This is a genomic window from Modestobacter sp. VKM Ac-2977 (assembly GCF_026968045.1).
Classification (GTDB): domain Bacteria; phylum Actinomycetota; class Actinomycetes; order Mycobacteriales; family Geodermatophilaceae; genus Modestobacter.
Genome location: NZ_JAPVBQ010000001.1, coordinates 476,043 through 500,111, shown reverse-complemented (window position 1 = coordinate 500,111; position 24,069 = coordinate 476,043). Strand labels below are relative to the sequence as shown.

The window sequence follows — 24,069 nt, the reverse complement described above, 5'->3', positions numbered from 1 at the left end:
CTGCGGTGAAGCAGCCGGCCTTCCGGCTGGAACCGGTGCTCAAGCTGCGCCGGACCGAGGAGCGGGCCGCCGCGCTCGCCTCGGCCCAGGCCGCCCGCGAGGCGACCGAGGCGGCCGAGCGCGTCGAGCGCGACGCCGCCGCACTGACCCAGCGCGCGCTGCCCGGGCACCCCACCGGCGCGGCCTTCATCGCCGCGATGGTCGCATCGGCCGCCGCGGCTGCCGATGTGTCTGCTGCACGGTCAGTGGCCGTCGCACGCGCCGAGCAGGCGGAACTGGTCCGCGCCCGGTGGACCGCCGCCGCACAGCGCACCAAGGGACTCGAACGGCTGCGCGAGCGGCACGTGGCGGCCCTGCAGGCGGCGGCCGACGCCGCCGAGGAACGGGTGGTCGACGACCTGGTCACCCGCCAGCACAGCACCACCCGGACGAGCAGGGAGGAGACGACGTGGACGGACTGACCGCGGTGCACAGCCGGATCGGGCAGATCCAGGCACGCTTCGCACCCCCGGTGACCCAGAACGCCGCCTGGGCCAGCGCGGCCTCCGCCGCCGGCCTCACCGGCACCAGCTCGACGAGCGCCACCGCGGGGACCGTCGCAGCGACCGGCACCGGCGCCGAGGTCGTCGGTGCGGCCACCAAGTACCTCGGCGTCCCCTACAAGTGGGGCGGCACCGACCCGGCGACCGGCCTGGACTGCTCCGGCTTCACCCAGCGGGTCTACGCCGACCTCGGCATCAGCATCCCGCGCACGTCGTCCCAGCAGGCCACCGCCGGCCGGCCGGTGGCCTCCCTGGCCGAGGCCCAGCCCGGCGACCTGGTGTTCTTCGACAACACGTCTTCCCGGCCGGGCATCGACCACGTCGGGCTCTACATCGGCGGCGGCAAGATGATCGCCGCCCCGCAGGAGGGCGACGTGGTCAAGGTGCAGGACGTCGGCAACCCGACCCTCATCCGCCGCGTGCTGCCGGAGAGCACGAGCACCTCGCCGGTCACCGCAGCTGCCGGCGGCACCCTCGCCGGGGTGCCTTACGCCGACCTGTTCACCCAGGCCGGCGCCCGGCACGGGGTCTCCCCCGCCCTCCTGGCCGCGGTTGCCAAGACCGAGTCCGGCTTCAACGGCTCGGCCGTGTCGTCCGCCGGCGCCACCGGCCTGATGCAGTTCATGCCCGCCACCGCCAAGGGGCTCGGGGTGGACGCCACCGACCCGGCGTCCTCGATCGACGGCGCCGCCCGCTACCTGAGCCAGCTGACCAAGCAGTTCGGCTCCACCGAGCTGGCGCTCGCCGCCTACAACGCCGGCCCGGGCACGGTGCAGCGCCACGGCGGCATCCCGCCCTACCCCGAGACGCAGTCCTACGTCCAGAAGGTCACCAGAGCCGCGGAGGCCTACGCATGACCAGCACGACCACCCTTCCGGTGATCTCGGCCCCGGCCCGCTCCGGTGCCGCCACCCACGGCTCCGCCCGGTCCTCCGGCAGCGACCGGGCACCCGCGTTCGCCAGCGCCCTCGACGACGCGCTCGGCAGCGAGCGCGCACCGTCCCGGTCGTCCGAGCGGGCCGCCGACCGCGCGGCCGAGCGGGCCTCGGACCGGTCCGCCGTCCGGTCGCCCGACCGGCCGGCCGTCGACCGCCCGGACCGCCCGGCCGTCGACCGGCCCGGCCGGCCGGCCGAGGCGCCGGCCGCCGACGTCGACGCACCGGCGGCCGACGCTGCGGCGGAGGCCACCGACGCCGGCACCGACGCCGTCGCCGCTGCTCCGCCGGTGCCGCTGCAGCCCGGGCTGTGGGCGTTGCTGGCCGCCGCCGCCCCCCTGACCGCCGAGCCGACCGCCGGCCTCGGGACGGCGGCCGCCGCGGCCGGCCTGATCGGCGTCGTGACCGGCACCGGGCAGGCCGTCGACGGCTCGGTCCCCCTCCCCGGCGTCCCCGTGTCCGCGGTCGTGCCGCCGCCGACCGCGCCCGACGTGTCCACCTCGCCCGTTCCCCCCGCCACGGCCACGGCCGGGCCGGCCGCGGCCGCCGCCGCGGCGCTGGCCGAGGCCGCCGGGCTCACCGTCGTCGTCGACCCGCTCGGCACCCCGGCCGCAACTGCTCCGACCGCCGGGTCCGCGCCCGGAGCCGGCCCGGCGACCTCGACCGACGGCGTCGGGGCACCGGTGCCGCTGCCCACCGCCGGCGGTGCAGCCGACACCGCCGGCACCGGGTCGGGGACCACCGGCGACGAGCCCACCGCGACCGCGGCGACGACCGGGCTCGCCCCGTCGGCCGCCGAGACCGACGCCGTGTTCACGGTCCCGGGCCCGACATCGGCCACCGCCACGCCGGTCGCCGTCACCGGCACATCGGTGCCGGCTCCCGCAGAGACCCCCGTCGCCGCCCAGCTCGGCCGCCAGCTCGCCGTCCTGCAGAACGCCCCGGACGGCAGCCAGACGATGACGGTGGTGCTCACGCCGGACGACCTGGGGCCCGTGTCGGTCCAGGTCACCGTCACCCGCGGCGTCCTGGAGGTGACCCTGCACGGGGCGCACGAGGCCGGCCGGCAGGCACTGCTCGATGCCCTGCCCGACCTGCGCCGCGAGCTCGACGGCGCCGGCCTGACCACCGGCCGGGTCGAGGTCGGTGCGGACAGCGGCAACGCCGGCTCCGGCGCGCGGACCGCGCAGGAGCTCTTCGACGCCCGGGCCGACCAGCAGGGCCGGTCCGGGCAGCCGGACCAGCAGAACGGCTCCCGCCGCAGCGGGCAGACCGCCGACCACCTCGGCCCCGGCAGTGCCGCGCGAGCCGCCGACCAGTCCACGTCAGCCGGCGTGGACGTCCGTGTCTGATCTGGAGACCGTGCGATGACCACCCCGATCACCGGGACCGTCGGTACGCCGACCACCACCGCGACCACCTCGACCGCGCGCTCCGACCAGATGGGCAAGGACACCTTCCTCAAGCTGCTGGTCGCCCAGATGCGCTTCCAGGACCCCAGCAACCCGACCAGCAGCAGCGAGTTCATGGCGCAGACCGCGACCTTCACCCAGGTGGAGAAGCTCGAGGAGATCGCCAAGCAGAACGCCGAGCTGCTCACCCTGCAGCGCTCGCTGAGCGCCGGTGCGCTCGTCGGCAAGCACGTCGCCTACACCGCCGACGACGGCAGCACCGTCACCGGCGCCGTCTCCTCGGTGATCGTGACCGGCGGCGTCGAGCCGCGGGCGGTGGTCGGCGACAAGGCCGTGCCGCTGGGCCGGATCACCGAGATCACCGTCCCCGAGGTCGACACCCCCGCCACCACCACCAGCTGACCCGGCGTCCCCGCCTCCCCCACCCCGATCGCGAGGAGCTCCACCGTGCTTCGTTCCATGTTCTCGGCCATCTCCGGCCTGCGCGCCCACCAGACCAAGCTCGACGTCGCCGGCAACAACATCGCCAACGTCAACACCGTCGGTTTCAAGGCCAGCCAGACCGTCTTCGAGGACACGCTCAGCCAGGTGCTGCGCAACGGCTCCGCGCCCAACGGCGACGTCGCCGGCACCAACCCGGCGCAGGTGGGCCTCGGTGTCAAGGTCGCCGGCATCACCACGAACTTCGGCCAGGGCTCGACCCAGAACACCGGCCGGGCCAGCGACTTCATGATCAGCGGTGACGGCTTCTTCGTGACCAAGGTCGGCAACGAACAGCTCTACACCCGGGCCGGCTCCTTCGACACCGACGGCGTCGGCAACCTGGTCACCCCCGACGGGGCGAAGCTGCAGGGCTGGATGGCCAACGCGCTCGGGGTCGTGGACCCCAACGGCCCGATCCAGGACCTGCGGATCCCCACCGGTCAGGTGCTGGCCCCGGTCGCCACCACCGGCGCGGCGCTGGCCGGCAACCTCTCGGCCGGGGCCACGAGCGCGGACACGGCGGTGACCTCGCAGATCAACATGTACGACGACCTCGGCAACGCCCACCCGGTCAGCGTCACGATGACGAAGCGCGCCGCGGACCCGATGGCCACCCCGCCCGTCCCGGACAACAGCTGGAGGGTGACCTTCACGGACACCTCGACCGCGACGGCCACCTATGCAGGCACCCCGCTGGGCACCACCGACCTGGAGTTCTCCGACGGCAGTGGTGGCATCCCGGCGGGCACCCTGATCGACCCCCCGGGCGGCGAGTTCCTGATGCCTGCGCCGACCGGCACCTTCGCGGCCTGGACCAAGCCGGTGACCGTCGACCTGTCCGCCCTCACCCAGTTCGGCGGAAAGAGCGACGCCGCGGCCAAGACGACGGCGCAGAGCGGCTCGGCCATGGGCGTGCTGGAGGGCTACTCACTGGCCAACGACGGCACGATCGTCGGCATCTACTCCAACGGGCTGCGGCAGAACATCGGGCAGCTCGCGCTGGCCACCTTCACCAACCCGGGTGGCCTGGAGAAGGCCGGCAACAGCTCCTTCCGGGCCGGCGACAACTCCGGCAACCCGCTGGTCGGGCAGGCCGGCACCGGTGGCCGCGGCAGCCTGTCGGCCGGCGCACTGGAGATGTCCAACGTCGACCTGGCCGAGGAGTTCACCGGCCTGATCGTGGCCCAGCGCGGCTTCCAGGCCAACAGCCGCGTGATCACCACCTCCGACGAGATCCTGCAGGACCTGGTCCAGCTCAAGCGCTGATCCCTCCCCCCACCGACATGGCCATTTCGGTGGGGAGTGAGGCGCTCACCTGCACGGATGGCCCGGTCACCCCGTCGGGGGGACCGGGCCGTTCAGCTCAAGCACCGCCCTCGACACGCCGATGACCTGACTGCGGCGCGATGAGGCCCGTTCGTGGCGACACCGCCACACCCGACCCCTGGAGCAGTCCGTGATCCGTCTGACGCGCCTCAACGGCGAGCACTTCGTGCTCAACGTCGAGCTCATCCAGCGCGTGGAGGGCCACCCCGACACCGTCATCACGCTCCGCGACGACACCAAGTACGTCGTCACCGAGACCGTCGACGAGGTGGTCCGCGCGGTCCGCGACTACCGGGCCAGCATCCAGGCGGTCGCCTTCCAGATGGACCGCGGCGAGTACCAGCTGCCCACCACACACACCTCGAAGGCCTCCGAGGACTCCTCGGTCCTGCCGTTCCCGAGCCGAGAAGAGCGCTGACCCATGGACCCCGCCACCCTCATCGGGTTCGTCGTCTCGATCATCGCCCTGGTCGTCTTCATGATCCTCGAAGGCGCCGACCCGACCTCGCTGATCTTCCTCCCGGCGATCATCCTCGTGGTGATCGCGACGTTCGGCGCGGCGATGGCCAGCCAGACGATGGACGACCTGAAGAAGATGCCCAACTGGTTCAAGATGGCCGTGCTGCCGGCCAAGGTGCCGCCGGCCACCGAGCAGATCCAGGTCCTGGTCAGCCTCGCCGAGAAGGCCCGCAAGGAGGGCCTGCTCGCCCTCGAGGCCCAGGTCAAGGACATCGACGACCCGTTCCTCAAGCGCGGTCTGCAGATGAGCATCGACGGCACCGACCCGGAGGACCTGCGCAGCATCCTCGAGGGCGAGATCTCGGCGAAGAAGACCGAGGACAAGGTCGCCGCCAAGTTCATGAACAACATGGGTGGCTACGCACCGACCATCGGCATCCTCGGCTGCATCGTCGGCCTGATGAACGTCATGGGCAACCTCAGCAACCCCGAGCTGCTGGGTCCGATGGTCTCCGCGGCCTTCATCGCCACGCTGTGGGGCGTCATGGCGGCCAACTTCTGGTTCCTGCCGATGGGCGCGAAGATCCTGCGGGTCAGCGCGCTGCAGGCCGCGCAGATGGAGCTGCTGGTCGAGGGCATCGCCGAGATCCAGGCGGGCACCAGCCCGCGGACCGTGCGCGCCAAGCTGACCTCGCTGGTGCCGCCCAGTGAGCAGCAGCGCGAGGCGGCATGAGCAAGGGCGGCGGGCACGGCGGCCACGGCGGCCGCCGCGCCAAGAAGCACGAGGAGCACGAGGAGCACGAGAACCACGAACGGTGGCTGGTGTCCGGCTTCGACATGATGACGCTGCTGTTCGTCCTCTTCGTGGTGCTCTACGCGATGAGCTCGATCGACCTGGCCAAGTTCACCGCCTTCGCCAACGGCGCGCGGGACGGCGCCGGCGCCCCGGTCACCATCCTCAACGACGGCGCCGCCATCGCCGCGCCGATCGAGAACGACAGCCCGCTCAAGCCGGTCCAGGTGGCCCAGGAGGCCGCCATCGACGGCACCGCGCAGACCGAGGCTGAGCAGGCAGCGGCGGTGGCGGCCGCCCAGGCGAAGGCGCGGGCCGTCGCCGCCGAGGCGGAGTCGGCCTACGACCAGCTCGCGGCGGCGCGGGCGGCGATCGCCGCGGCGCTGGACGCCGCCGGCCAGTCGGGGGCCGCCCAGTTCATCATCGACGAGCGGGGTCTGGTCGTGCGCGTGGTCTCCGACCCCGTGCTCTTCGCCCCGGAGTCCGCTGTCCTGCTGCCGCAGGGGGTGACCGTGCTGAACGCCATGGGCCCGGCGATCCGGGACCTGCCCAACCTGGTCCGGGTCGAGGGCCACGCGAACTCCCTGCCGGTCACCCGCGGCGGCCCGTGGCCGTCGAACTGGGAGCTGTCGGCCGTCCGGGCCACCACCGTGCTGCGGCACCTGGTGGACGCCAACGCCGTCGGGCAGGACCGGATGTCGGCGGTCGGCTACAGCGACACCCGGCCGCTCGTGCCCGACACCGACCCGTCCTACGTGACCGTGAACCGACGGGTGGACGTCGTCCTCCTGTCCACCGCCTCCCCCGAGGCCAACGCACTGCTGCCCGGCATCGAGGCGGCCACCCAGACCACGCAGACCACCCAGGCCAACGGCACGACCTCCGAGGGGAGCCAGGAATGAGCAAGAAGAAGCAGGAAGAGCCCGAGGACGCCGACGGCGCCAAGGGCGGCGGCAAGAAGAAGCTGCTGATCATGGGGCTGGTCGCGGTCCTGGCGATCGGCGCCGCCGCGTACTTCTTCGTCTTCAGCGGCAGCGGCGAGGCGGTGGCCGAGCCCGCGCCGGAGGCCGGCAGCGTCGTCCTCCCGGTGGAGTCGGTGGCCATCAACCTGGCCGGCGGGAGCTACCTCAAGCTCGGCTTCACGCTGCAGTTCTCCCTCGCCTACGACGAGCACGCCGGGGGCGGGCACGGCGGTGGCGCCACCCCGGACGGTTCGAAGGCGATGGACATCGCCATCTCCCAGTTCTCCGGAGCGGCCCTGTCCGACGTGCAGACCAACCGGGAGGCGATGAAGGCCGCCTTCGAGGCGGCGGTCGTCGAGGCCTACCACGGCGACGTCTACGAGCTCTGGTACACGGAGTACGTCACCCAGTAGAAGGACCCCCTTGCCGCCCAGCACTCGCAAGCTCGTGCCGGGACCCTGCAAGGGGGCCGTTCCAACACCTCACGGGTGTGCCCCGACTGACGCTCCTCCCCCACCGTCCCCACCGGGACACACCTGCACCAGCCGGCGCCGAGCTCCTCGGCGCCGGCTGGTGTCCGGCGGTCAGGGTCACCGCACCCCCCGCCGATGAGGACATGCGTGAGCCTGTCCGACACCGTGGCCGACGCCCCGAGCGCCGCCGCCCCCCGACTCCCTGAGGGGCAGGGGCGCGCCCGACGCCGGGAACCGCGCACCTACGACTTCCGTCGTCCCACGAAACTGTCCCGCGAACACGTCCGGATCCTGCAGATCACCCAGGAGTCCTTCGCCCGCCAGGCGACGACGACCCTGACCTCCCTGCTCCGCACCGGCGTCCGGGTCGAGCTGACCGGCATCGAGCAGTTCTCCTACGACGACTACATCGCCACCCTGCCGTCGTCGTACTTCGTGGCGACGTTCACCCTCGAGCCGCTGGCCGGCAAGGGCGTGCTCGCCTGGCCGCTGGACTCCGCGATGGCGATGGTCGACCACATGCTCGGCGGCTCCGGTGCCGGCGACCAGCCGAACCGGCCGATGACGGGCATGGAGAGCGCCATCACCGGCCACCTCCTGGCCCGGCTGCTCGACGAGCTCGGCCAGGCGTTCGCCCCGGTCACCGCGCTGACGCCCGCGCTGGACAGCGTCGAGTACAACCCGCAGCTCGCCCAGGCCGCCTCCGGTTCCGAGACCGTCATGGTCGCGACCTACAGCATGCGGATCGGCGCCCGGGAGCCCGAGGTCACCCTCGTGCTGCCCTTCGCCTCCTTCGCCGGCCCGCTGAACAACGCCGCCTCCCCGCAGCTGTCGGACGTCGCGAAGCACAAGCGGCAACGGGCTCTCGAGGCGATCACCGAGCGGATCAACGACGTCCCCGTCGACGTGAGCGTGCGGTTCAACCCGCTCGAGGTGCCCTCCGGTGACCTGTTGTCCCTGGCCGTCGGTGACGTGCTGCTGCTGCGCCACGCCCAGGACAGCCCGCTGCAGGTCACCACCAACGACGTGACCTTCGCCCACGCCCTCCCCAGCAACCACCGGCGCCGCCTGGCGGCCGAGATCGTCCCCGACACCTCGACCGGCGGAAAGGACCCCGCATGACCACCGCCTTCGGCACCGACCGCTCGTCGGACTCCGACACCATCGCTGCAGCCGTCGCTGCCGCGGCCCAGGCCGCAGCAGCCGCCATGCCCGCCGAGCTCGTCCTCCGGGCCGGGGAGACGGTGGCCGACCCCGATTCGGTCCCGCTCCCCCCGACCCCCGGCGCGGCCGTCACCGCCGCACTGGGCGGCGAGGTCAGCGGCGACATCGTCCTGGTCCTCTCCGAGGAGATCGTCAGCGCGCTGACCAACTCCCCGGTCGGCCCGATGGACGTCGCCACCGCGCTGCGCCCCGCGCTCGAGGCCGCCGCCGGCGCCCTCGGCCGGGTCCGGGTGGCGGCCGAACGGGTCGAGGACGTCGTCGCGGCGCTGGACGGGCTGCGGGACAAGGGCGTCTTCCTCGCCGTCCCGCTGATCAGCGGCACGGAGATCGCCGCCACGCTGGCCCTGCAGGTCACCCTGCCCCGCCCGCGGGAGCGGCGCGGCAGCCTGGACCTGCTGCGCAACGTGGCCATGGAGGTCACCGTCGAGATCGGCCGGACCCGGATGACGGTGTCCGAGCTGCTCTCCCTCCACCCCGGCGAGGTCATCGAGCTCGACCGCGCCGCCGGCGCCCCGGCGGACCTGCTGGTCAACGGCACCCTGATCGCCCGCGGCGAGATCGTCGTCGTCGACGAGGACTTCGGCCTGCGGATCAGCGAGATCGTGACCGAGGCCGGCGAGTACGGGACTGCCCCCGCATGAGCTGGATGATCGTCCGCCTGGTCCTGTCGCTGGTGTTCGTCGCCGCGGTCCTGCTCTTCGCCAGCAAGGTCGCGAAGAAGCGGGGGCTCGGTGGCCCCACCGGCGTCATCGAGGTGGTCGCCCGCCAGCGGATGGGCCGGGCCAGCAGCGTCTCGGTGCTGCGCGTCGCCGGCCGGGTGCTGGTGGTCGGCTCGACCGAGGAGCAGGTCACCCTGCTGGCCGAGGTGGAGGACGAGGAACTGCAGGCCGCCCTCGCCGCCCAGGCCCGCCCCGCGGTCGGCGCCAACGGCGAGACCACCGAGCTGCCTGCCGCCCGGGTCCCGGTGCCGCGGGCGGGCAACGGTGCCCTGGCCGGCTCGGTGCTCGACCGCGGCACGTGGACGTCGGTCGTGCACGAGCTGCGTGAGCGGACGGTGCGCCGCTGATGACCGCCGTCCCCGTCCGGCTGTCGGCGCCGCCGCCGACGTCCGGCCCCGCCCGCCGCCGCGCGGCCTGGCTGCTGCCGTTGCTGCTGCTGGGCACGGTCGTGCTGATGCTCCTGCTGGCCGGCCCGGCCTCGGCCGCCCCCACCGCGCCGGTCCCGCCGTCCGAGCCGGTCGCCCCGGTCGTGGACGACGGCGGCCTGGACATCTCCATCGGCGGGGACAGCCCGAGCACCGCGGTCACGCTGATCCTGGCGATCACCGTGCTGTCGATCGCGCCGTCGGCCCTGCTGCTGGTGACCTCGTTCACCAAGATCCTCGTGGTGCTGGCGCTGACCCGCAACGCCCTGGGCCTGCCCAGCTCACCGCCGAACCAGGTGCTCACCGGGATCGCGCTGTTCCTGACCATCTTCGTGATGGGCCCGGTGTTCAGCGAGATCAACGAGCTCGCCGTCCAGCCCTACCTGGACGGCACGATGAACGCCTCGGCCGCCTACGACACCGGGGTCGAGCCGCTCAAGGACTTCCTGCTGGCCAACACCCGGGACGACGAGCTCACGCTGATGGTCGGGCTCTCCGGTGAGGAGGCGCCGGCGGACGCGGCGTCGGTGAGCATGCTGACCCTGGTCCCGGCGTTCGTGCTCTCGGAGCTGAAGAGCGCCTTCATCATCGGCCTGGTCGTCTTCATCCCGTTCCTGGTGCTGGACATGCTGGTCAGCGCTGCGCTGATGGCGATGGGCATGATGATGGTGCCGCCGACCATCGTGTCGCTGCCGTTCAAGCTGATGCTGTTCGTGATCGTCGACGGCTGGGCGCTGGTGACCACGGCGTTGGTGGGGTCCTACGGATGAGCGACGCCGACGTCACCGAGATCGCCACCCAGACGATGATCGTGGCGGCGAAGGTGTCCGCCCCCATCCTGCTGACCGCCCTGCTGGTCGGCTTCATGATCTCGCTGTTCCAGGCGGCCACCCAGATCCAGGAACCGACGCTGTCCTTCGTGCCGAAGATGATCGCGGTGGCGATCGCGCTGCTGGTGACCGGCAACTGGGTGCTCTCGGAGCTGGTCTCCTTCACCGATCAGCTGTTCGAGTCGCTGCCGCGACTGCTCGGCAGGACCTGAGGCCGCAGTGGACCTGGAGGTCCCCTCCGCGACCCTCGCGGCGCTGCTGCTGGCCAGCACGCGGGCTGCCGGGTTCATCGCCCTGGCCCCGCCGTTCAACTCCAACGGCATCCCGCGGGTGGTCAAGGGCGCACTCGCCCTCTGCATCGCCCTGGTCACGTTCCCGCACATCTCCGGCACCATCCCGGAGGTCACCGCCGGCTTCCTCATCGCGACTGCGGTCACCGAGGCGGTCATCGGCGCCGCGCTGGGCTTCGTCGTCCAGCTGCTGTTCAGCGCCGTCCAGCTGGCCGGTGACCTGATCGACGTGACCGGCGGGTTCTCCCTGCAGCCGGCCTACGACCCGATGTCGCTGACCACGCAGGGGGTGATCGGCCGGCTGCACTACCTGCTCGCCATCACCCTGCTGTTCACCAGCAACGGCCACCTGCTGCTGGTACGGGGTTTCGTCACCTCGTACCAGGGGCTGCCGGTGGGCGGCTCGCTGCCCACCGACCAGCTGGGCTCGGTCCTGATCACCGCCTTCTCGATGATGTTCCTGGCCGCGCTGCAGATCGCCGGGCCGCTGGTGGCGGTGTTGCTGCTGGCCGACGTCGCGCTCGCCCTGCTCTCCAAGGCCGCGCCGGCGCTGAACATCTTCGCCTTCGGCTTCCCGCTCAAGATCATGATCACCCTGACCCTGCTGGGGCTGACGTTCCCGCTGCTGCCGCCGGCGCTCGACGGGCTCCTGGACTCCGCGCTCGACGCGATGACCTCGCTGCGCAGCGGCTGACCCGGAGGAGGTGACTGATGGCCAAGGACGGTCCCGGCGGTGAGAAGACAGAGAAGCCGACACCGCAGAAGCTGAAGAAGGCCCGCAAGGACGGGCAGATCCCGCGCACCCAGGAACTGGGCACCTGGCTGGGCGCGGCCGCGGCGAGCGTGCTGCTGCCCATGCTCGTGGGCGGTGCGTTCGGCTCCATCCAGGAACTGTTCGTGCAGGTCGGGGTGATCGCCAACGACCCGCAGCAGGCCACGATGCAGGCGATGTTCGGCACCGCGCTGGCCGTCTTCATGACCGCGCTGCTGCCGATGGCCCTGGCGATGATGGTGATCGGCACCGTCGCCTCGGCGTCCCAGGGCGGGGTCACGATCGCCACGAAGGCCATGAAGCCGACACTGAAGAAGCTGAACCCGTTCCCCGGGATCAAGCGGATGTTCGGCACGCAGGGCCTCTGGGAGGCGACCAAGGCGATCATCAAGACCGTCGCGCTGGCGACCGTCATCGGCGTGACGTCCGACAACGCCATGCAGTTGGTCTCCGCCTCCGGCGCGCTGCCGCTGTCGGAGGTCGTGCACACCTTCACCGACTCCGCGGTGCTGATGTTCCGCGTCGTGGGCATCACCGGCCTGGTCATCGCGGTCGCCGACTACGTGGTGGTGCGGCACAAGATGATGAAGCAGCTCAAGATGAGCGTCTACGAGATCAAGCAGGAGCACAAACAGGCCGAGGGCGACCCGCAGATGAAGGCCCAGCGCCGCTCCACCCAGCTGTCGATGTCCCGCAACCGGATGATGGCCGAGGTCGCCGACGCCGACGTGCTGCTGGTCAACCCCACCCACGTCGCCGTCGCGCTCAAGTACGACCCGCTGAAGGGCGCACCCCGGGTGGTGGCCAAGGGCGCCGACGAGATGGCCGCCCGGCTGCGGGCCCGGGCCGAGGAGTGCAAGGTGCCGATGGTCCAGGACATCCCCCTGGCCCGGGCCCTGCACGCCTCCTGCGACCTGGGTCAGGAGGTGCCGGCCCAGCTGTTCACCGCCGTCGCCCGGGTGCTGGCCTTCGTCATGCACCTCTCGGCACGCGGCGTGACCGGCGGGATGCACCGGCCCGGCTTCGAGGCGCCGGCCACCGAGGGGCTCCCCCGCGCCGGCCGGCGCCGCTGACGGCCGAACCGGTCTCCCTGAGGCCCGCGGAGCGGTTGTGACGCACGGTGTGGCGACCCCGCCCAGCAGTACCGCCCGTTCCCCGGACTGCCGAGAAGGCGGTGGGGGGCGCACCGGCGCATTCCTCCGCCGCCGTAGCGCACCGCACAGGAACGAGGTCTCGTGGGAAAGCTGACGAAGGCCGCCGTCCCCATCGGGGTCGTCTCGATCGTCCTGATGCTCGTGGTGCCGTTGCCCGCCCCCGTGCTGGACCTGCTCCTGGCGCTGAACATCGTCGGGTCGCTGCTGATCCTGCTGGTGTCGATGAACATCAGGCGGCCGCTGGACTTCGCGATCTTCCCGTCGCTGGTGCTGATCGCGACGCTGATGCGCCTGGCGCTCAACGTCTCCTCGACCCGGCTCGTCCTCACCGACGGTTACGCCGGCAAGGTCATCGAGGCCTTCGGGCACTTCGTGATCGGCGGCTCGCTGATCGTCGGCCTGGTCATCTTCGTGATCCTCACGATCATCCAGTTCGTCGTCATCACCAACGGTGCCGGCCGCGTCGCCGAGGTCGGCGCCCGCTTCACCCTCGACGCGATGCCCGGCAAGCAGATGGCCATCGACGCCGACCTGAACGCCGGCCTGATCAACGAGAAGCAGGCCCGCAAGCGACGCAGCGACGTCACCGCCGAGGCCGACTTCTACGGCTCGATGGACGGCGCCAGCAAGTTCGTCAAGGGCGACGCCATCGCCGCCATCATCGTCACGCTGATCAACCTGATCGGCGGCTTCGCGATCGGCGTGCTGCAGCGCGGCATGGCCCCGGGCGAGGCCGTCACCACCTACTCGCTGCTGTCGGTCGGCGACGGCCTGGTCTCGCAGATCCCGGCGCTGCTGATCTCCACCGCCACCGGCCTGATCGTCACCCGCTCGGCCTCCCAGGGCGACATGGGCTCGGACCTGATCAGCCAGCTCAGCCGCGCCAAGCAGCCGGTGCGCATCGCCGGCCTCGCCGCCCTGGCCCTGTGCCTGATCCCCGGCCTGCCCAAGCTGCCGTTCCTGCTGATCGGCGGCCTGGTCCTGTTCATCTCCACCCGGCTCACCGACCGGGTCGACGAGGACGACGACGAGGGCACGCCCGCGGACGCCGTCGCCGCCGAGCCGCAGCCGGACTCCCCCGAGGCGATCGCCGACCGGATGCGGGTGGACCCGCTGGAGCTGGAGGTCGCCTTCGACCTGGTCGAGCTGGTGGACACCGCCCGCGGCGGCGACCTCCTCGACCGCGTCAAGGCGCTGCGCCGCAAGGTCGCCATGGAGACCGGGCTGGTCATCCCGCTGGTCCGCACCCGGGACAACCTGGACCTGCCCGCCTCCCAGTACGTCATCTGGCTCAACGGCGTCCCCGCGGCCAAGGGCACGTCCCCGGCCGGCACGGTGCTCGCCATCGGTGACCACCTCGACGGGCTGCCGGGCAAGGCGACCCGGGAGCCGGTCTTCGGGCTGGCCGCCAAGTGGGTGCCCGCCGAGCTGCAGCGGCAGGCCGAGATGGCCGGCGCGACCGTCGTCGACCGCTCCTCGGTCATCACCACCCACCTGGCCGAGGTCGTCCGGCAGAACGCCTCGGCGCTGCTGGGCCGGGAGGACGTCAAGGTGCTGGTCGAGATGATCCGCCGCTCGCACCCGGCCGTCGCCGACGAGCTCACCCCGGCACTCCTCAGCCTCGGCGAGGTGCAGCGGGTGCTCCAGGCCCTGCTGGACGAGGGGGTGTCGATCCGCGACCTGGTGCGCATCTTCGAGGCCCTGTCCCTGCGGGCCAAGGTCTCCACCGACCTCGACGGCCTGGTCGAGGCGGCCCGCACCGCCCTCGGCGCGGCGATCAGCCACCCGTACGTGACCGAGGAGGACCGACTGCACGTCATCACCCTCGAGCCGTCGTTCGAGCAGCGGCTCCTGGAGGCCGTGCGCCCCACCGAGGGCGGCCAGGTGCTCGCGCTGGACGGGCACACCGTCGACGTCCTCGTCCGCGGCTGCACCGAGCTCCTCGACGACGCAGAGCGACTGAACCTCTCCCCCGTGCTCGTCTGCTCACCGCAGGTGCGAGCCGCCCTGTCCCGCCTGGTCCGCCAGGTCCTGCCCCGCCTGTCGGTCATCTCGTACAACGAGGTGTCCCGCACGGCACAGATCGAGTCACTGGGAGTGGTGAGCGGTGCCGTCGCGATCCGTTGAGGCAGCCACGCGTGACGAGGCCATCGCGGCCGCGCGTGCAGAGTTCGGGACCTCGGCCCGAGTGGTCGGGGTGCGCCGCATCCGTTCCGGCGGCATGTTCGGCTTCTTCACCAACGAGCGGTTCATCGCCGAGGTCGAGGTGCCCGCGGCCGGGCCGGCCACCGGGCCGAGCACCGGCTCGGCCGCCGTGCTGAAGGACCCTGCCGCCCCCGCACGCCCGGCCGCACCGTCGATGGACGACCGGATGAAGGAGCTCGCCGACCTGCTGGGGGCAGCGGCCCAGGGCAGCCCGGCCGTGGACCTCTACGGCCGTTCCGGCTCGGTGCGGACCGCGCCCGAGCCCGCCGCAGCTGCGACGCCGTCGTCCGAGCGGTCGACCTCCTCCTCGACGGGCTCCCCCTCGGCCGCCCGGTCCACGGCGCGGCCGGCGCGTGCGGCGACCGCGCCGGCCGCGAGCCCGGCGGCGGCCAAGCCGTTCACCCCCGCCAAGCACACGCTGATGCTCGCGCCCGAGGACCTGGCGCCGGGGCCCGCCCCGGCGCCGGTCGCCGAGCAGCCCTCGGGCCCCTCGCCGTTCGCCGCGGCGCTCACCCGGATGGTCGCCTCGAGCCCCGTGCAGGCGGCGGCCGACGCCGCTGTCGAGGACGCCGCCGTGGCCGCTGCTGCGGAGCTGGCTGCGGCCGAGGCGGCCGCAGCCCAGACGGCAGCGGTCGAGGCCGCCGCGGCAGAGGCCGCACGACTGGCCACGGCTCGCATCGAGGCGGCTGCCGCCGAGGCCGCCCGGGTGCAGGCCGAGGCTGCGCGGGCCGAAGCAGCGCGGGTCGAGGCTGCGCGGGTCGAGGCAGCGCGGGTCGAGGCAGCACGGGTCGAGGCCGCGCGCATCCAGGCGGAGGCCGAGGCTGCCCGCATCCAGGCCGAGGCCGAGGCTGCCGCCGAGGCCGCCCGCATCCAGGCCGAGGCCGAGGCTGCCGCCGAGGCCGCCCGCATCCAGGCCGAGGCCGAGGCTGCCGCCGAGGCCGCCCGCCTCCAGGCCGAGGCTGCTGCCGCCGCCGAGGCGGCCCGGGTCCAGGCTGCTGCCGACGCCATCGCTGCTGCGGAGGCCGCCCGCATCCGGGCAGAGGCCGAGGCCGAGGCTGCCGCCGAGGCCGCCCGCCTCCAGGCCGAGGCTGCTGCCGCCGCCGAGGCGGCCCGGGTCCAGGCTGCTGCCGACGCCATCGCTGCTGCGGAGGCCGCCCGCATCCGGGCAGAGGCCGAGGCCGCTGCTGCCGCCGAGGCCGCCCGCCGGCAGGCCGAGGCCGCCGCCGAGGCGGCCCGGATCGACGCCGCACGTACAGAGCTCGCCCGCCTCGAGGCGGCGACCCCGGCACTGTCGATGGTCGAGTCCGTCCGGAGTGCGGACGAGGAGCTGGCTGACCTGCTCGAGGAGGTCCTGGCCGCCAACGGCTCCGGTCGCGGCCGGCACCGTTCCCCCGAGGCAGGTGCCGACCGGTCCGCCGCCGAGGCCGCCCAGGACGGCGACGCCGCACTCGCGGCCGCATCGGCGATCGTCGAGGCAGCTGCCTCGCGCGCCTGGTCGGCCCCGGCGGTCGACGAGGACCGGGTGCGCGACGTCCCGCAGCCGTGGGCCTACCAGATCACCGGCGCCGAGCCCAACGCCTACGACACCGGCGCCTACCGGACCGACGCCCACACCAGCTACGCCAGCGATGCCCGGGTCGCGCAGCGGGCGGCGCAGTTCGCGGCCGCCCAGAACCTCGTCGTGGACGCCGTCGTCGTCGACGAGTCCCCGGCCGAGGAGGTCCGGTTCATGGAGTCACCGTCGACCGACCAGCGGGAGCGGTTCGCCGTCCCCGTACCCATGTCGCCGGTCATGGCGCCGGCCATGGCGCGGACCGCGAGCGACCCGGCTCCGTTGCCGCTGGACGCCACCGCCATCCTGCCGCCGCTGTCACTGATGCCGCCGGGGCACGTCGGCGGTGGACAGCAGCCGCTGCTGGCCTCCCGTCCCGGTGTCCCGCCGGTCCGCCGGTCGCGCCCGCCGGTGCCGGCGAGCACCCGCCCCGCGCTGTCCGGCCGTCCGCCGACCTCGACCCGCCCGACCCCCCTCCCGGTGGCGCCCCGTCCGGCCGCCGCGCTGTCGTCCGCCGATGAGTCCGGCGGCCGCCTCGCGACCGTGACCCGGCTGGTCCCCGCGCCGGCGTCCACGGCGCTGGCCCCCTACCCGATGAGCGGGCCCGAGGAGCTGGTCATCCGGCTGCTGACCCTCGGGCTGCCCGACTCGCTCCTGGGGCCGGACTTCACCAACGACGCGGCCGCCCGCGGCGTGTACGCGGCGCTGACCCGGACCCTGTCCGAGCGGCTGCCCGCAGCTCCGCCGGCGCCGACGGAGCCGGGCGAGGTGCTGATGCTGGTCGGCCCCGGCGCCGAGACCTTCGCCGCCGCCCGGTCGCTGGCCTCCTCGCTGCGGCTGGAGCCCGAGGCCGTGCTGTGGGCCGCCTCGGGCGCGCTCGCCGGCCTGGCCCCGGAGGCCAGCCGGATCACCTCGCTGGAGACCGCCCTGGCACGCCGCCGGACCAGCGCGGCGACCGGCGCGGTCACCGTGGTCGCCGTGGACGCCCCGCTGCGCACGTCCGGCGGGCCGTGGATGGAGCACATGCTCTCGGTCTGGTCGCCGTCGGCGGTCTGGGCGGTCATGGAGGCCACCCGCAAGCCCGAGGACCTCGTCCCGTGGCTGGACGGGCTGCCCCGCCTGGACGCCGTCGTCGTCGAGGACACCGACTCGACCGCCGACCCGGCTGCCGCGCTGAACCACGTCCCGGTGCCCGTGGCCATGGTCGACGGCACCCGGGCCACCGCCCACCGCTGGGCCTCGCTGCTGTGTGAGCGGCTGGAGGAGATGGAGGCGTGATCAGCCCGTTCCGCTGGGACGTCGTGGTGACCGGCTTCGTGCTGGCCATCCCGGTGTTCCTGCTGGGACTGCGCGGTGACTTCACCGTGGACGACGTCACCACCCGCCTGCTGTGGTGCCTGGGCGCCGGCTGGGTCGCCGTCGGCCTGCTGCGCTGGGCCACCACCCCACCGCCACCGGCCCGCCGCGCCCGGCCGAGCCCGGCCCCGGCGGACGAGCCCGCCCCCTCCTGAGCCAGGCCTCCCCGGCCTCTCTGCACGCTCTGTGTACGCCTTGCCCGTGCCGCAGCCCGCGTAGTGCGTACAGAAGGCGTGCACAGTGGCGCGCCGTCCACAGTTGCGGGCCGCATCCCCAGAACGGTCTGACCCACACCGTCAGACGCCGCGGCCCCTGAAGGTGTGGCGGTGGAACCAGCCGACCCGTTCCCCCGACTCGTCCTGCGGCCGCAGGCGCTCGCCGCTGGTCTCGTCGACGACGAGATCAGGAGGCGGAGGCGTCGAGGCGAGTGGTCCACGCTCCAGCGCGGCGCCTACCTCGTGGACCCCACCTCGCTGACCCGACGGGACCGGCACCTGCTGGCGGTCCGGGCGACCCTCGCCGGCCTGCGGGTCGCGGCCGTCGTGAGCCACGGATCGGCCGCCGCGCTGCACGGTCTACCGCTGTGGGGGCTCCCCCTGGGGCAGGTGCACGTCACCCGGCAGCCCCCGGCTCGCAGCGCGGACGAGAGCAGACTGAGGTCGCACGTCGCCCGACTGGGTCCCGACGACGTCGTGCTGCGCGACCAGATCGCGGTCACCAGCGTCGCGCGCACGGTCGTCGACGTCGCTCGCACCGCCTCCTTCGCTGCGGCCCTCGTGGTCGCCGACGCAGCACTGGCGCAGCAGGCGACCACGAGGGCCCAGCTGATGGCCGTGCTGGCGGCCTGCGCCGGCACGCCCGGCACCCGATCTGCGCGCCGGGTCGTGCTCGCTGCCGACGCCCGGTCGGAGAGCGTCGGCGAGAGCCGATCGCGAGCGCTGATGCTCGACGCCGGCGTACCGCTGCCTGAGCTGCAGCTGGACGTCCGACGACCCGACGGGCGGCTGGTCGGGCGCAGCGACTTCGGGTGGCAGCAGGAGCGTCTGCTCGGTGAGTTCGACGGGCGGGTGAAGTACGGCCGGCTGCTCCGGCCGGGTCAGGATCCCGGGGACGCCGTGTTCGAGGAGAAGCGCCGAGAGGACGCGCTGCGCGACGAACGCTGGGGCGTCGTGCGGTGGGTGTGGGACGAGCTCGCCACGCCGAGGGTCCTGGTGGCCCGTTGGCTCCGAGCCCTCGGGCGCCCGTCCTGACCCGCATTGCACGCGTTGTGTGCGCTCTGCCCGTGTTGCGGCACGGGCAGAGCGCACGAAGAGCGTGCAATGCGGGTCAGGCAGCCCGGGTCAGAGGGGGAGGTCTTCCAGCATCTCCGTCACCAGGGCGGCGATCGGGGAGCGTTCCGAGCGGGTGAGCGTCACGTGGGCGAACAATGGGTGGCCCTTGAGGCGGTCGATCACCGCGGTCACGCCGTCGTGCCGGCCGACCCGGAGGTTGTCCCGCTGCGCCACGTCGTGGGTGAGGACGACGCGGGAGTTGGTGCCGAGCCGGGAGAGCACGGTGAGCAGCACACCGCGCTCCAGCGACTGCGCCTCGTCGACGATCACGAACGAGTCGTGCAGCGAGCGGCCGCGGATGTGGGTCAGCGGCAGCACCTCGATCAGCCCGCGGGCCACGATCTCCTGGACGACGTCGCCGGAGACCAGGGCGCCCAGGGTGTCGAACACCGCCTGGGCCCAGGGCGCCATCTTCTCGTTCTCGCTGCCCGGCAGGTAGCCGAGTTCCTGCCCGCCGACGGCGTACAGCGGCCGGAAGATGACCACCTTCTTGTGCGCCCGCCGCTCCATCACCGACTCCAGCCCCGCGCACAGCGCCAGCGCCGACTTGCCGGTGCCGGCCCGGCCGCCCATCGAGACGATGCCGATCTCCGGGTCGAGCAGCAGGTCCAGGGCGACCCGCTGCTCGGCGGAGCGCCCGTGCAGGCCGAAGGCGTCCCGGTCGCCGCGGACCAGCCGCACCTGCTTGTCCGGGGTCACCCGGCCCAGCGCGGACCCGCGGCCGGAGAGCATCACCAGCCCGGTGTGGGTGGGCAGCTCGGCGGCGGCCTCCAGGTACACCGTGCCGGCGTCGTACAGCGCCTGGACGTCGGACTCCTCGACCGCCAGCTCGGCCATCCCGGTCCAGCCGGTGTCGACCGCACCCAGCCCGCGGTACTCCTCGGTGTCCAGCCCCACCGCGGCGGCCTTGACCCGGAGCGGCACGTCCTTCGTCACCAGGCAGACGTCCCGGCCCTCGCTGCGCAGGTTGAGCGCGACGACCATGATCCGGCTGTCGTTGCTGTCGTTGCGGAACCCGGGCGGCAGCACCGACGGGTCGCTGTGGTTCAGCTCGACGTGCAGCGAACCGCCCTGGTCGCCGACCGACAGCGGGGCGTCCAGCCGGCCGTGCTGCACCCGCAGGTCGTCGAGCATCCGCAGGGTCTGCCGGGCGAACCAGCCGAGATCGGGGTGGTCGCGCTTGTCCTCGAGCTCACCGATGACGACGAGCGGCACGACGACGTCGTGTTCGTCGAAGCGCAAGAGGGCGCCCGGGTCGGAGAGGAGCACGGAGGTGTCGAGGACGTAGGTACGGCGAGTGCTCACGAGTCGGCTCCCGTGGAGCGACACCCTGATGACAAGGCGCGCCCCGGCTCGAAGGTGGCCGGGCCCCGGCGCTGGGGCCAGGACACGGCCCCTCTGGTGGATGAACTGCCTCGCACCAACCGGGCCTCCCGTGGAGGGCGAGGTGAGCTCGTCCTCCACCGCCGACGCTAGGCCCCGGCACTGACGAAAGCACCCCTCCGACACGCGATCGGGTGACCCGTGGTGCGCCGTTCGTCAGCTGGACTCCTGCCGGAAACGTCGGACGCCGAACCACCAGCCCGCCACGCCCATCGCGATGGTGAGCGCAGCACCCCACCACGCGGTGCTGCTGCCGTAGTCGCCGTCGAAGAACGCGCGGGTGCCCTCGACCACGTGCTTGAGCGGGTTGACGTCGCTGATCGCCTGCAGCCAGCCGGGGGCCAGCGACATCGGCAGCAGGATGCCCGACAGCAGCAGCACCGGCAGCACGACGGCGTTGAGCAGCGGCGCGAAGGCGTCCTCGCTCTTCAGCGTCAGCGCGAGCGCGTAGGAGACCGAGGCGAAGGCCGCACCCAGCAGCGCGATGACCACCAGGGTCAGCAGCACCCCGGCCACCGGTGCGCGCAGCCCGAGCGGGATGGCCACCAGCACGAGCAGCGTGCCCTGCACCAGCAGGACGACGACGTCGCGCAGCACCCGCCCCAGCAACAGCGCCGTGCGGCTGGCCGGGGTGACCCGCTGGCTCTCGATGACCCCGGCCCGGTACTCCGCGATCAGCCCGAACCCGACGAACAGCGCCCCGAAGATGCCCAGCTGGACGAGGATCCCGGGCACGAACACCTGGTAGGCGTTGCCCGCGCCGAGCTGGACGGCGTCGGAGGTCAGCAGCGGGCCGAAGAGGGTGATGTAGAGGATCGGCTGCATCAGGCTGATCACCAGCCAGGCCGGGTTGCGCAGCGACATCCGCATCGCCCGGGCGAAGACGGTGTAGGTGTCCCGGACCACGTTGCTGGTCGCGGTGGCACTGGTCGAGGTGGTCGCGGGCGGCGTGGCCTCCGGCGGGGTCGCGACCGTGCTCATCGGGCTGCCTCCAGCGACTCGGTGGGGACGGCGGGCGGCGCCCCGGTCTCCCGCAGCGACCGGCCGGTGAGGCCGAGGAACACGTCGTCCAGGCTGGGCCGGCGGCTCTCGATGCCGGCCACGGCGATGCCGGTGGCGTCCAGCTCACGGACCAGGGCGACCAGCGCGGCACCGCCGTTCGGGGCGCGGCCGACCACCCGGGTGCCGTCGACCTGGGGCGCCTCCGCCCCGGGCAGTGCGGCCATCAGGGCGGCGACCTGCCCGGCGGCGTCGGCGTGCTCGGCGGTGACGGTCAGCACGTCGCCGCCGACGTCGGACTTGAGCTGGTCGGGCGTGCCGGCGGCGACGATGCGGCCGGAGTCGATGACCAGGATCCGGTCGCACAGCGCGTCGGCCTCGTCGAGGTAGTGCGTGGTCAGGAAGACCGTCGTCCCGCGCTCGGCGCGCAGGCCGCGGATGTGCTGCCACAGGTTCGCCCGGGCCTGCGGGTCGAGCCCGGTCGTCGGCTCGTCGAGGAAGACCAGGCCCGGCACGTGCACCAGGCCCAGCGCGATGTCCAGCCGACGGCGCTGGCCACCGGACATCGCCTTCGGCTGACGCTCCCAGAGGCCGTCGAGGTCGAGTTCGTGGAACAGCTGCTTGCCGCGGGCGGTCGCCTCCTCGGTGCTGATCCCGTACAGCCGGGCGTGGTCGACGACCTCCTCACCGGCGCGGGCCTCGGGCGCGGTCGAGCCGCTCTGCGAGACGTAGCCGATCCGGCGACGCACCCCCACCGGGTCGGCGATCAGGTCGCAGCCGGCCACCGTGGCGGTGCCGGCTGTGGGCTCCAGCAGGGTGGTCAGCATCCGGAGCGTGGTGGTCTTGCCGGCGCCGTTCGGGCCCAGGAAGCCGACGATCTCGCCGGCCTCGACGTCGAGGTCCACGCCGGCGACGGCGTGCACCTCCTGCTTCTTCTTCCGGAAGGTGCGGGCGAGCCCGCGAGCGTGGATCACGGCGGGGATCCTCCACCGGTGCACCGACAGGAGTCGACCGGGTTCAGCTCCCGGCGGACGGCCGGCGCGGCCGCAGCACCACCAGCGCCCAGACCGCCGGCACCAGCAGCACCGGCCACTGCAGCGAGACGTCGCCCAGCCACAGCAGCCCGGCCAGCAGGAACAGGGCCAGCCAACCCGCCGTCCACAGCCCCAGGGCCTGTCGCTCCTCCGTCGTCCCGCTCGCCACGACGGTCAGGCGCCGGCCAGCTCGGCGGTGACGACCGCCGGCGTCAGCGGTTCGTCCAGCAGCCGCAGGAAGCGGTCGGCGACGGGCTGCCCGGCCGGCCGGGCGGCCAGCCAGGCGGAGAGCAGGTCGAAGCCCTCGACGTAGGTGGAGATGTAGGCCCGCCACAGCGGGTCGGTGAGGAACCGCAGCTGCTGGACGGCGCGGTCGCGGCTCACCAGCCCCCAGCGCTGGAGGTGGGCGATCACCACGTCGGGGTCGGCGCCGCGGTCGTGCAGCAGGATGGCGGCGTCCTGGCGCACCCGGTTCAGCGGTGCGGCCGCGGCGGCGACCCGCTCGGCCAGGTGCCCGTCGAAGCGCAGGCCCAGGTCACCGAGCACGTCGGCGGCCCAGGGCCCCCACCCGGCGCCGATCGACGCCTCGACGCCGAGGTCGGCCAGCCCCTCGGCCATCAGGCACTCGGGGGTGTTGACCAGGAACACGGTGTGCTCCAGGTGCTGGTCGCGCTCGACCAGCCCCCGCTCCTTGCGGCAGTGCTCGGTGTGGTGGCCGGGGTAGGACTCGTGCGCGACCAGGTGCGGCAGCTGACCGAGGCGGTGCGGCAGGTCGGCGTTGATCGCCACCCGCGAGCGGTAGTCGCCCTCGTAGTAGTTGAACCCCGACCACGGCTTGTCGGTGACCACCTCGTAGCGCACCGTCTCGGCCTCGGGCAGGCCGTACTGGCCGCGCACCCGGTCCCGCAGTGCGGAGGAGAGGGCGTGCACCGCCTCCTCCAGCCGCTGCGGAGGGCACTCCTCCCGCCGCCGGTGCACCGCGTACCGCTCCGCCAGCGTCCCGCTGCCGGGCAGCAACTGCTCGAGCTCGGCGTGCGCGGCGGCGTACTCGGCCGGGTCACCGAGCGCGACCGACACCTGGAAGTAGGCCTCGACCTCGGCGATGAAGCCGACCGGCTCACCGCCCATCTTGCGGGCGCTGCACTCCAGCCCGGTGAGCTGACCGCGCAGGTAGGCGGTCCGGTCGGCCGGCAGGGCGGCGGAGTCGAGCTCACCCAGCAGCGCCCGGGCCTGGTCGCGCAGCTGGTGCGGCTGCGGCGCCGGCTCGTCGGCGACCTGGGCCCGCAGCCGCTGCTGGCCGGTGTAGGCGTCGACGAAGCCGGGCTCCAGCCGGTCGAAGCGCAGCCCCAGCCGCACGTACTCCAGGGGGACGTCGACCGCGCCGGCTGCCATGCCCCGAGTCTGTCAGCC

Annotated in this window: 25 protein-coding genes; 20 read left to right on the top strand and 5 right to left on the bottom strand. The window is 73.3% G+C overall.

Annotated features, from left to right (window positions below):
* Window positions 1-5 precede the first annotated feature (5 nt).
* From O2V63_RS02355 to O2V63_RS02260, 20 genes are all read left to right on the top strand, one after another.
* Window positions 6-461 (top strand): flagellar export protein FliJ, encoded by a 456-nt coding sequence (locus O2V63_RS02355; RefSeq protein WP_269165965.1) that lies wholly within the window; start codon window positions 6-8, stop codon window positions 459-461.
* Window positions 449-1,399 carry a transglycosylase SLT domain-containing protein gene (locus O2V63_RS02350; RefSeq protein ID WP_269165964.1) on the top strand — a complete coding sequence of 317 codons (951 nt, stop codon included), beginning with the start codon at window positions 449-451 and terminating at the stop codon, window positions 1,397-1,399. The genes O2V63_RS02355 and O2V63_RS02350 overlap by 13 nt, the downstream gene beginning before the upstream one ends.
* The gene (locus O2V63_RS02345) at window positions 1,396-2,829 is read left to right on the top strand and encodes a flagellar hook-length control protein FliK (RefSeq protein ID WP_269165963.1); all 1,434 of its coding nucleotides are present in this window, start codon (window positions 1,396-1,398) and stop codon (window positions 2,827-2,829) included. Before O2V63_RS02350 ends, O2V63_RS02345 begins: the two co-directional genes overlap by 4 nt.
* 15 nt (window positions 2,830-2,844) lie before the next feature.
* Window positions 2,845-3,291, top strand: a complete 447-nt coding sequence (locus O2V63_RS02340) for a flagellar hook assembly protein FlgD (RefSeq protein WP_269165962.1) — start codon at window positions 2,845-2,847, stop codon at window positions 3,289-3,291.
* Between the two features lie 45 nt (window positions 3,292-3,336).
* Window positions 3,337-4,638, top strand: a complete 1,302-nt coding sequence (locus O2V63_RS02335; protein ID WP_269165961.1) for a flagellar hook protein FlgE — start codon at window positions 3,337-3,339, stop codon at window positions 4,636-4,638.
* Between the two features lie 190 nt (window positions 4,639-4,828).
* Window positions 4,829-5,116, top strand: coding sequence for a flagellar FlbD family protein (locus O2V63_RS02330; RefSeq protein ID WP_269165960.1), 288 nt, complete (start codon window positions 4,829-4,831; stop codon window positions 5,114-5,116).
* 3 nt (window positions 5,117-5,119) lie between these two features.
* Window positions 5,120-5,890 (top strand): motility protein A, encoded by a 771-nt coding sequence (locus tag O2V63_RS02325; protein ID WP_269165959.1) that lies wholly within the window; start codon window positions 5,120-5,122, stop codon window positions 5,888-5,890.
* Window positions 5,887-6,852, top strand: coding sequence for an OmpA/MotB family protein (locus tag O2V63_RS02320; protein WP_269165958.1), 966 nt, complete (start codon window positions 5,887-5,889; stop codon window positions 6,850-6,852). Before O2V63_RS02325 ends, O2V63_RS02320 begins: the two co-directional genes overlap by 4 nt.
* Window positions 6,849-7,325, top strand: a complete 477-nt coding sequence (locus O2V63_RS02315; protein ID WP_036336260.1) for a flagellar basal body-associated FliL family protein — start codon at window positions 6,849-6,851, stop codon at window positions 7,323-7,325. The genes O2V63_RS02320 and O2V63_RS02315 overlap by 4 nt, the downstream gene beginning before the upstream one ends.
* Window positions 7,326-7,532: 207 nt before the next feature.
* Window positions 7,533-8,507, top strand: a complete 975-nt coding sequence (locus O2V63_RS02310; protein ID WP_269165957.1) for a flagellar motor switch protein FliM — start codon at window positions 7,533-7,535, stop codon at window positions 8,505-8,507.
* Window positions 8,504-9,250, top strand: coding sequence for a flagellar motor switch protein FliN (gene fliN / locus O2V63_RS02305; protein WP_269165956.1), 747 nt, complete (start codon window positions 8,504-8,506; stop codon window positions 9,248-9,250). The genes O2V63_RS02310 and fliN overlap by 4 nt, the downstream gene beginning before the upstream one ends.
* The gene (locus O2V63_RS02300) at window positions 9,247-9,675 is read left to right on the top strand and encodes a FliO/MopB family protein (protein WP_269165955.1); all 429 of its coding nucleotides are present in this window, start codon (window positions 9,247-9,249) and stop codon (window positions 9,673-9,675) included. Before fliN ends, O2V63_RS02300 begins: the two co-directional genes overlap by 4 nt.
* The gene (gene fliP, locus O2V63_RS02295; protein ID WP_269165954.1) at window positions 9,675-10,523 is read left to right on the top strand and encodes a flagellar type III secretion system pore protein FliP; all 849 of its coding nucleotides are present in this window, start codon (window positions 9,675-9,677) and stop codon (window positions 10,521-10,523) included. Before O2V63_RS02300 ends, fliP begins: the two co-directional genes overlap by 1 nt.
* Window positions 10,520-10,795, top strand: coding sequence for a flagellar biosynthesis protein FliQ (gene fliQ / locus O2V63_RS02290; protein WP_036336255.1), 276 nt, complete (start codon window positions 10,520-10,522; stop codon window positions 10,793-10,795). The genes fliP and fliQ overlap by 4 nt, the downstream gene beginning before the upstream one ends.
* 7 nt (window positions 10,796-10,802) lie before the next feature.
* On the top strand, window positions 10,803-11,567 hold the full coding sequence (gene fliR, locus O2V63_RS02285; RefSeq protein ID WP_269165953.1) for a flagellar biosynthetic protein FliR: 765 nt from the start codon (window positions 10,803-10,805) through the stop codon (window positions 11,565-11,567).
* A gap of 17 nt (window positions 11,568-11,584) precedes the next feature.
* Window positions 11,585-12,718 (top strand): EscU/YscU/HrcU family type III secretion system export apparatus switch protein, encoded by a 1,134-nt coding sequence (locus O2V63_RS02280; protein ID WP_269165952.1) that lies wholly within the window; start codon window positions 11,585-11,587, stop codon window positions 12,716-12,718.
* A 162-nt stretch (window positions 12,719-12,880) separates the two neighbouring features.
* Window positions 12,881-14,926, top strand: a complete 2,046-nt coding sequence (gene flhA / locus O2V63_RS02275; RefSeq protein WP_269165951.1) for a flagellar biosynthesis protein FlhA — start codon at window positions 12,881-12,883, stop codon at window positions 14,924-14,926.
* A gap of 70 nt (window positions 14,927-14,996) precedes the next feature.
* The gene (locus O2V63_RS02270; RefSeq protein ID WP_269165950.1) at window positions 14,997-17,834 is read left to right on the top strand and encodes a hypothetical protein; all 2,838 of its coding nucleotides are present in this window, start codon (window positions 14,997-14,999) and stop codon (window positions 17,832-17,834) included.
* Window positions 17,831-18,067 carry a hypothetical protein gene (locus O2V63_RS02265; protein ID WP_269165949.1) on the top strand — a complete coding sequence of 79 codons (237 nt, stop codon included), beginning with the start codon at window positions 17,831-17,833 and terminating at the stop codon, window positions 18,065-18,067. The genes O2V63_RS02270 and O2V63_RS02265 overlap by 4 nt, the downstream gene beginning before the upstream one ends.
* A gap of 171 nt (window positions 18,068-18,238) precedes the next feature.
* Window positions 18,239-19,162 (top strand): hypothetical protein, encoded by a 924-nt coding sequence (locus O2V63_RS02260; RefSeq protein ID WP_269165948.1) that lies wholly within the window; start codon window positions 18,239-18,241, stop codon window positions 19,160-19,162.
* A gap of 90 nt (window positions 19,163-19,252) precedes the next feature.
* Here O2V63_RS02260 and O2V63_RS02255 read toward each other — a convergent pair whose 3' ends face one another.
* From O2V63_RS02255 to O2V63_RS02235, 5 genes are all read right to left on the bottom strand, one after another.
* A complete protein-coding gene (locus O2V63_RS02255; RefSeq protein ID WP_269165947.1) occupies window positions 19,253-20,548 on the bottom strand; it encodes a PhoH family protein in 1,296 nt (431 codons plus the stop codon).
* Window positions 20,549-20,782: 234 nt separating this feature from the next.
* Complete coding sequence (locus O2V63_RS02250) at window positions 20,783-21,607, bottom strand: ABC transporter permease (RefSeq protein WP_269165946.1); 825 nt, start codon at window positions 21,605-21,607, stop codon at window positions 20,783-20,785.
* Entirely contained in the window at window positions 21,604-22,599 is a 996-nt protein-coding gene (locus O2V63_RS02245) for an ATP-binding cassette domain-containing protein (protein WP_269165945.1), read from the bottom strand. Before O2V63_RS02245 ends, O2V63_RS02250 begins: the two co-directional genes overlap by 4 nt.
* Before the next feature lie 43 nt (window positions 22,600-22,642).
* Entirely contained in the window at window positions 22,643-22,828 is a 186-nt protein-coding gene (locus tag O2V63_RS02240; protein WP_269165944.1) for a hypothetical protein, read from the bottom strand.
* Between the two features lie 5 nt (window positions 22,829-22,833).
* A complete protein-coding gene (locus O2V63_RS02235; RefSeq protein WP_269165943.1) occupies window positions 22,834-24,051 on the bottom strand; it encodes a DUF885 domain-containing protein in 1,218 nt (405 codons plus the stop codon).
* Window positions 24,052-24,069: the final 18 nt, after the last annotated feature.

What these genes read in the sequence shown, in the direction of transcription:
- fliN (WP_269165956.1), top strand. Translation starts at nt 8,504, where the DNA reads ATGACCACCGCCTTCGGCACCGACCGCTCGTCGGACTCCGACACCATC.
- O2V63_RS02250 (WP_269165946.1), bottom strand. Translation starts at nt 21,607, where the DNA reads ATGAGCACGGTCGCGACCCCGCCGGAGGCCACGCCGCCCGCGACCACC.
- O2V63_RS02235 (WP_269165943.1), bottom strand. Translation starts at nt 24,051, where the DNA reads ATGGCAGCCGGCGCGGTCGACGTCCCCCTGGAGTACGTGCGGCTGGGG.
- O2V63_RS02345 (WP_269165963.1), top strand. Translation starts at nt 1,396, where the DNA reads ATGACCAGCACGACCACCCTTCCGGTGATCTCGGCCCCGGCCCGCTCC.
- O2V63_RS02300 (WP_269165955.1), top strand. Translation starts at nt 9,247, where the DNA reads ATGAGCTGGATGATCGTCCGCCTGGTCCTGTCGCTGGTGTTCGTCGCC.
- O2V63_RS02315 (WP_036336260.1), top strand. Translation starts at nt 6,849, where the DNA reads ATGAGCAAGAAGAAGCAGGAAGAGCCCGAGGACGCCGACGGCGCCAAG.
- fliP (WP_269165954.1), top strand. Translation starts at nt 9,675, where the DNA reads ATGACCGCCGTCCCCGTCCGGCTGTCGGCGCCGCCGCCGACGTCCGGC.
- O2V63_RS02325 (WP_269165959.1), top strand. Translation starts at nt 5,120, where the DNA reads ATGGACCCCGCCACCCTCATCGGGTTCGTCGTCTCGATCATCGCCCTG.
- O2V63_RS02320 (WP_269165958.1), top strand. Translation starts at nt 5,887, where the DNA reads ATGAGCAAGGGCGGCGGGCACGGCGGCCACGGCGGCCGCCGCGCCAAG.
- O2V63_RS02280 (WP_269165952.1), top strand. Translation starts at nt 11,585, where the DNA reads ATGGCCAAGGACGGTCCCGGCGGTGAGAAGACAGAGAAGCCGACACCG.
- O2V63_RS02340 (WP_269165962.1), top strand. Translation starts at nt 2,845, where the DNA reads ATGACCACCCCGATCACCGGGACCGTCGGTACGCCGACCACCACCGCG.
- fliQ (WP_036336255.1), top strand. Translation starts at nt 10,520, where the DNA reads ATGAGCGACGCCGACGTCACCGAGATCGCCACCCAGACGATGATCGTG.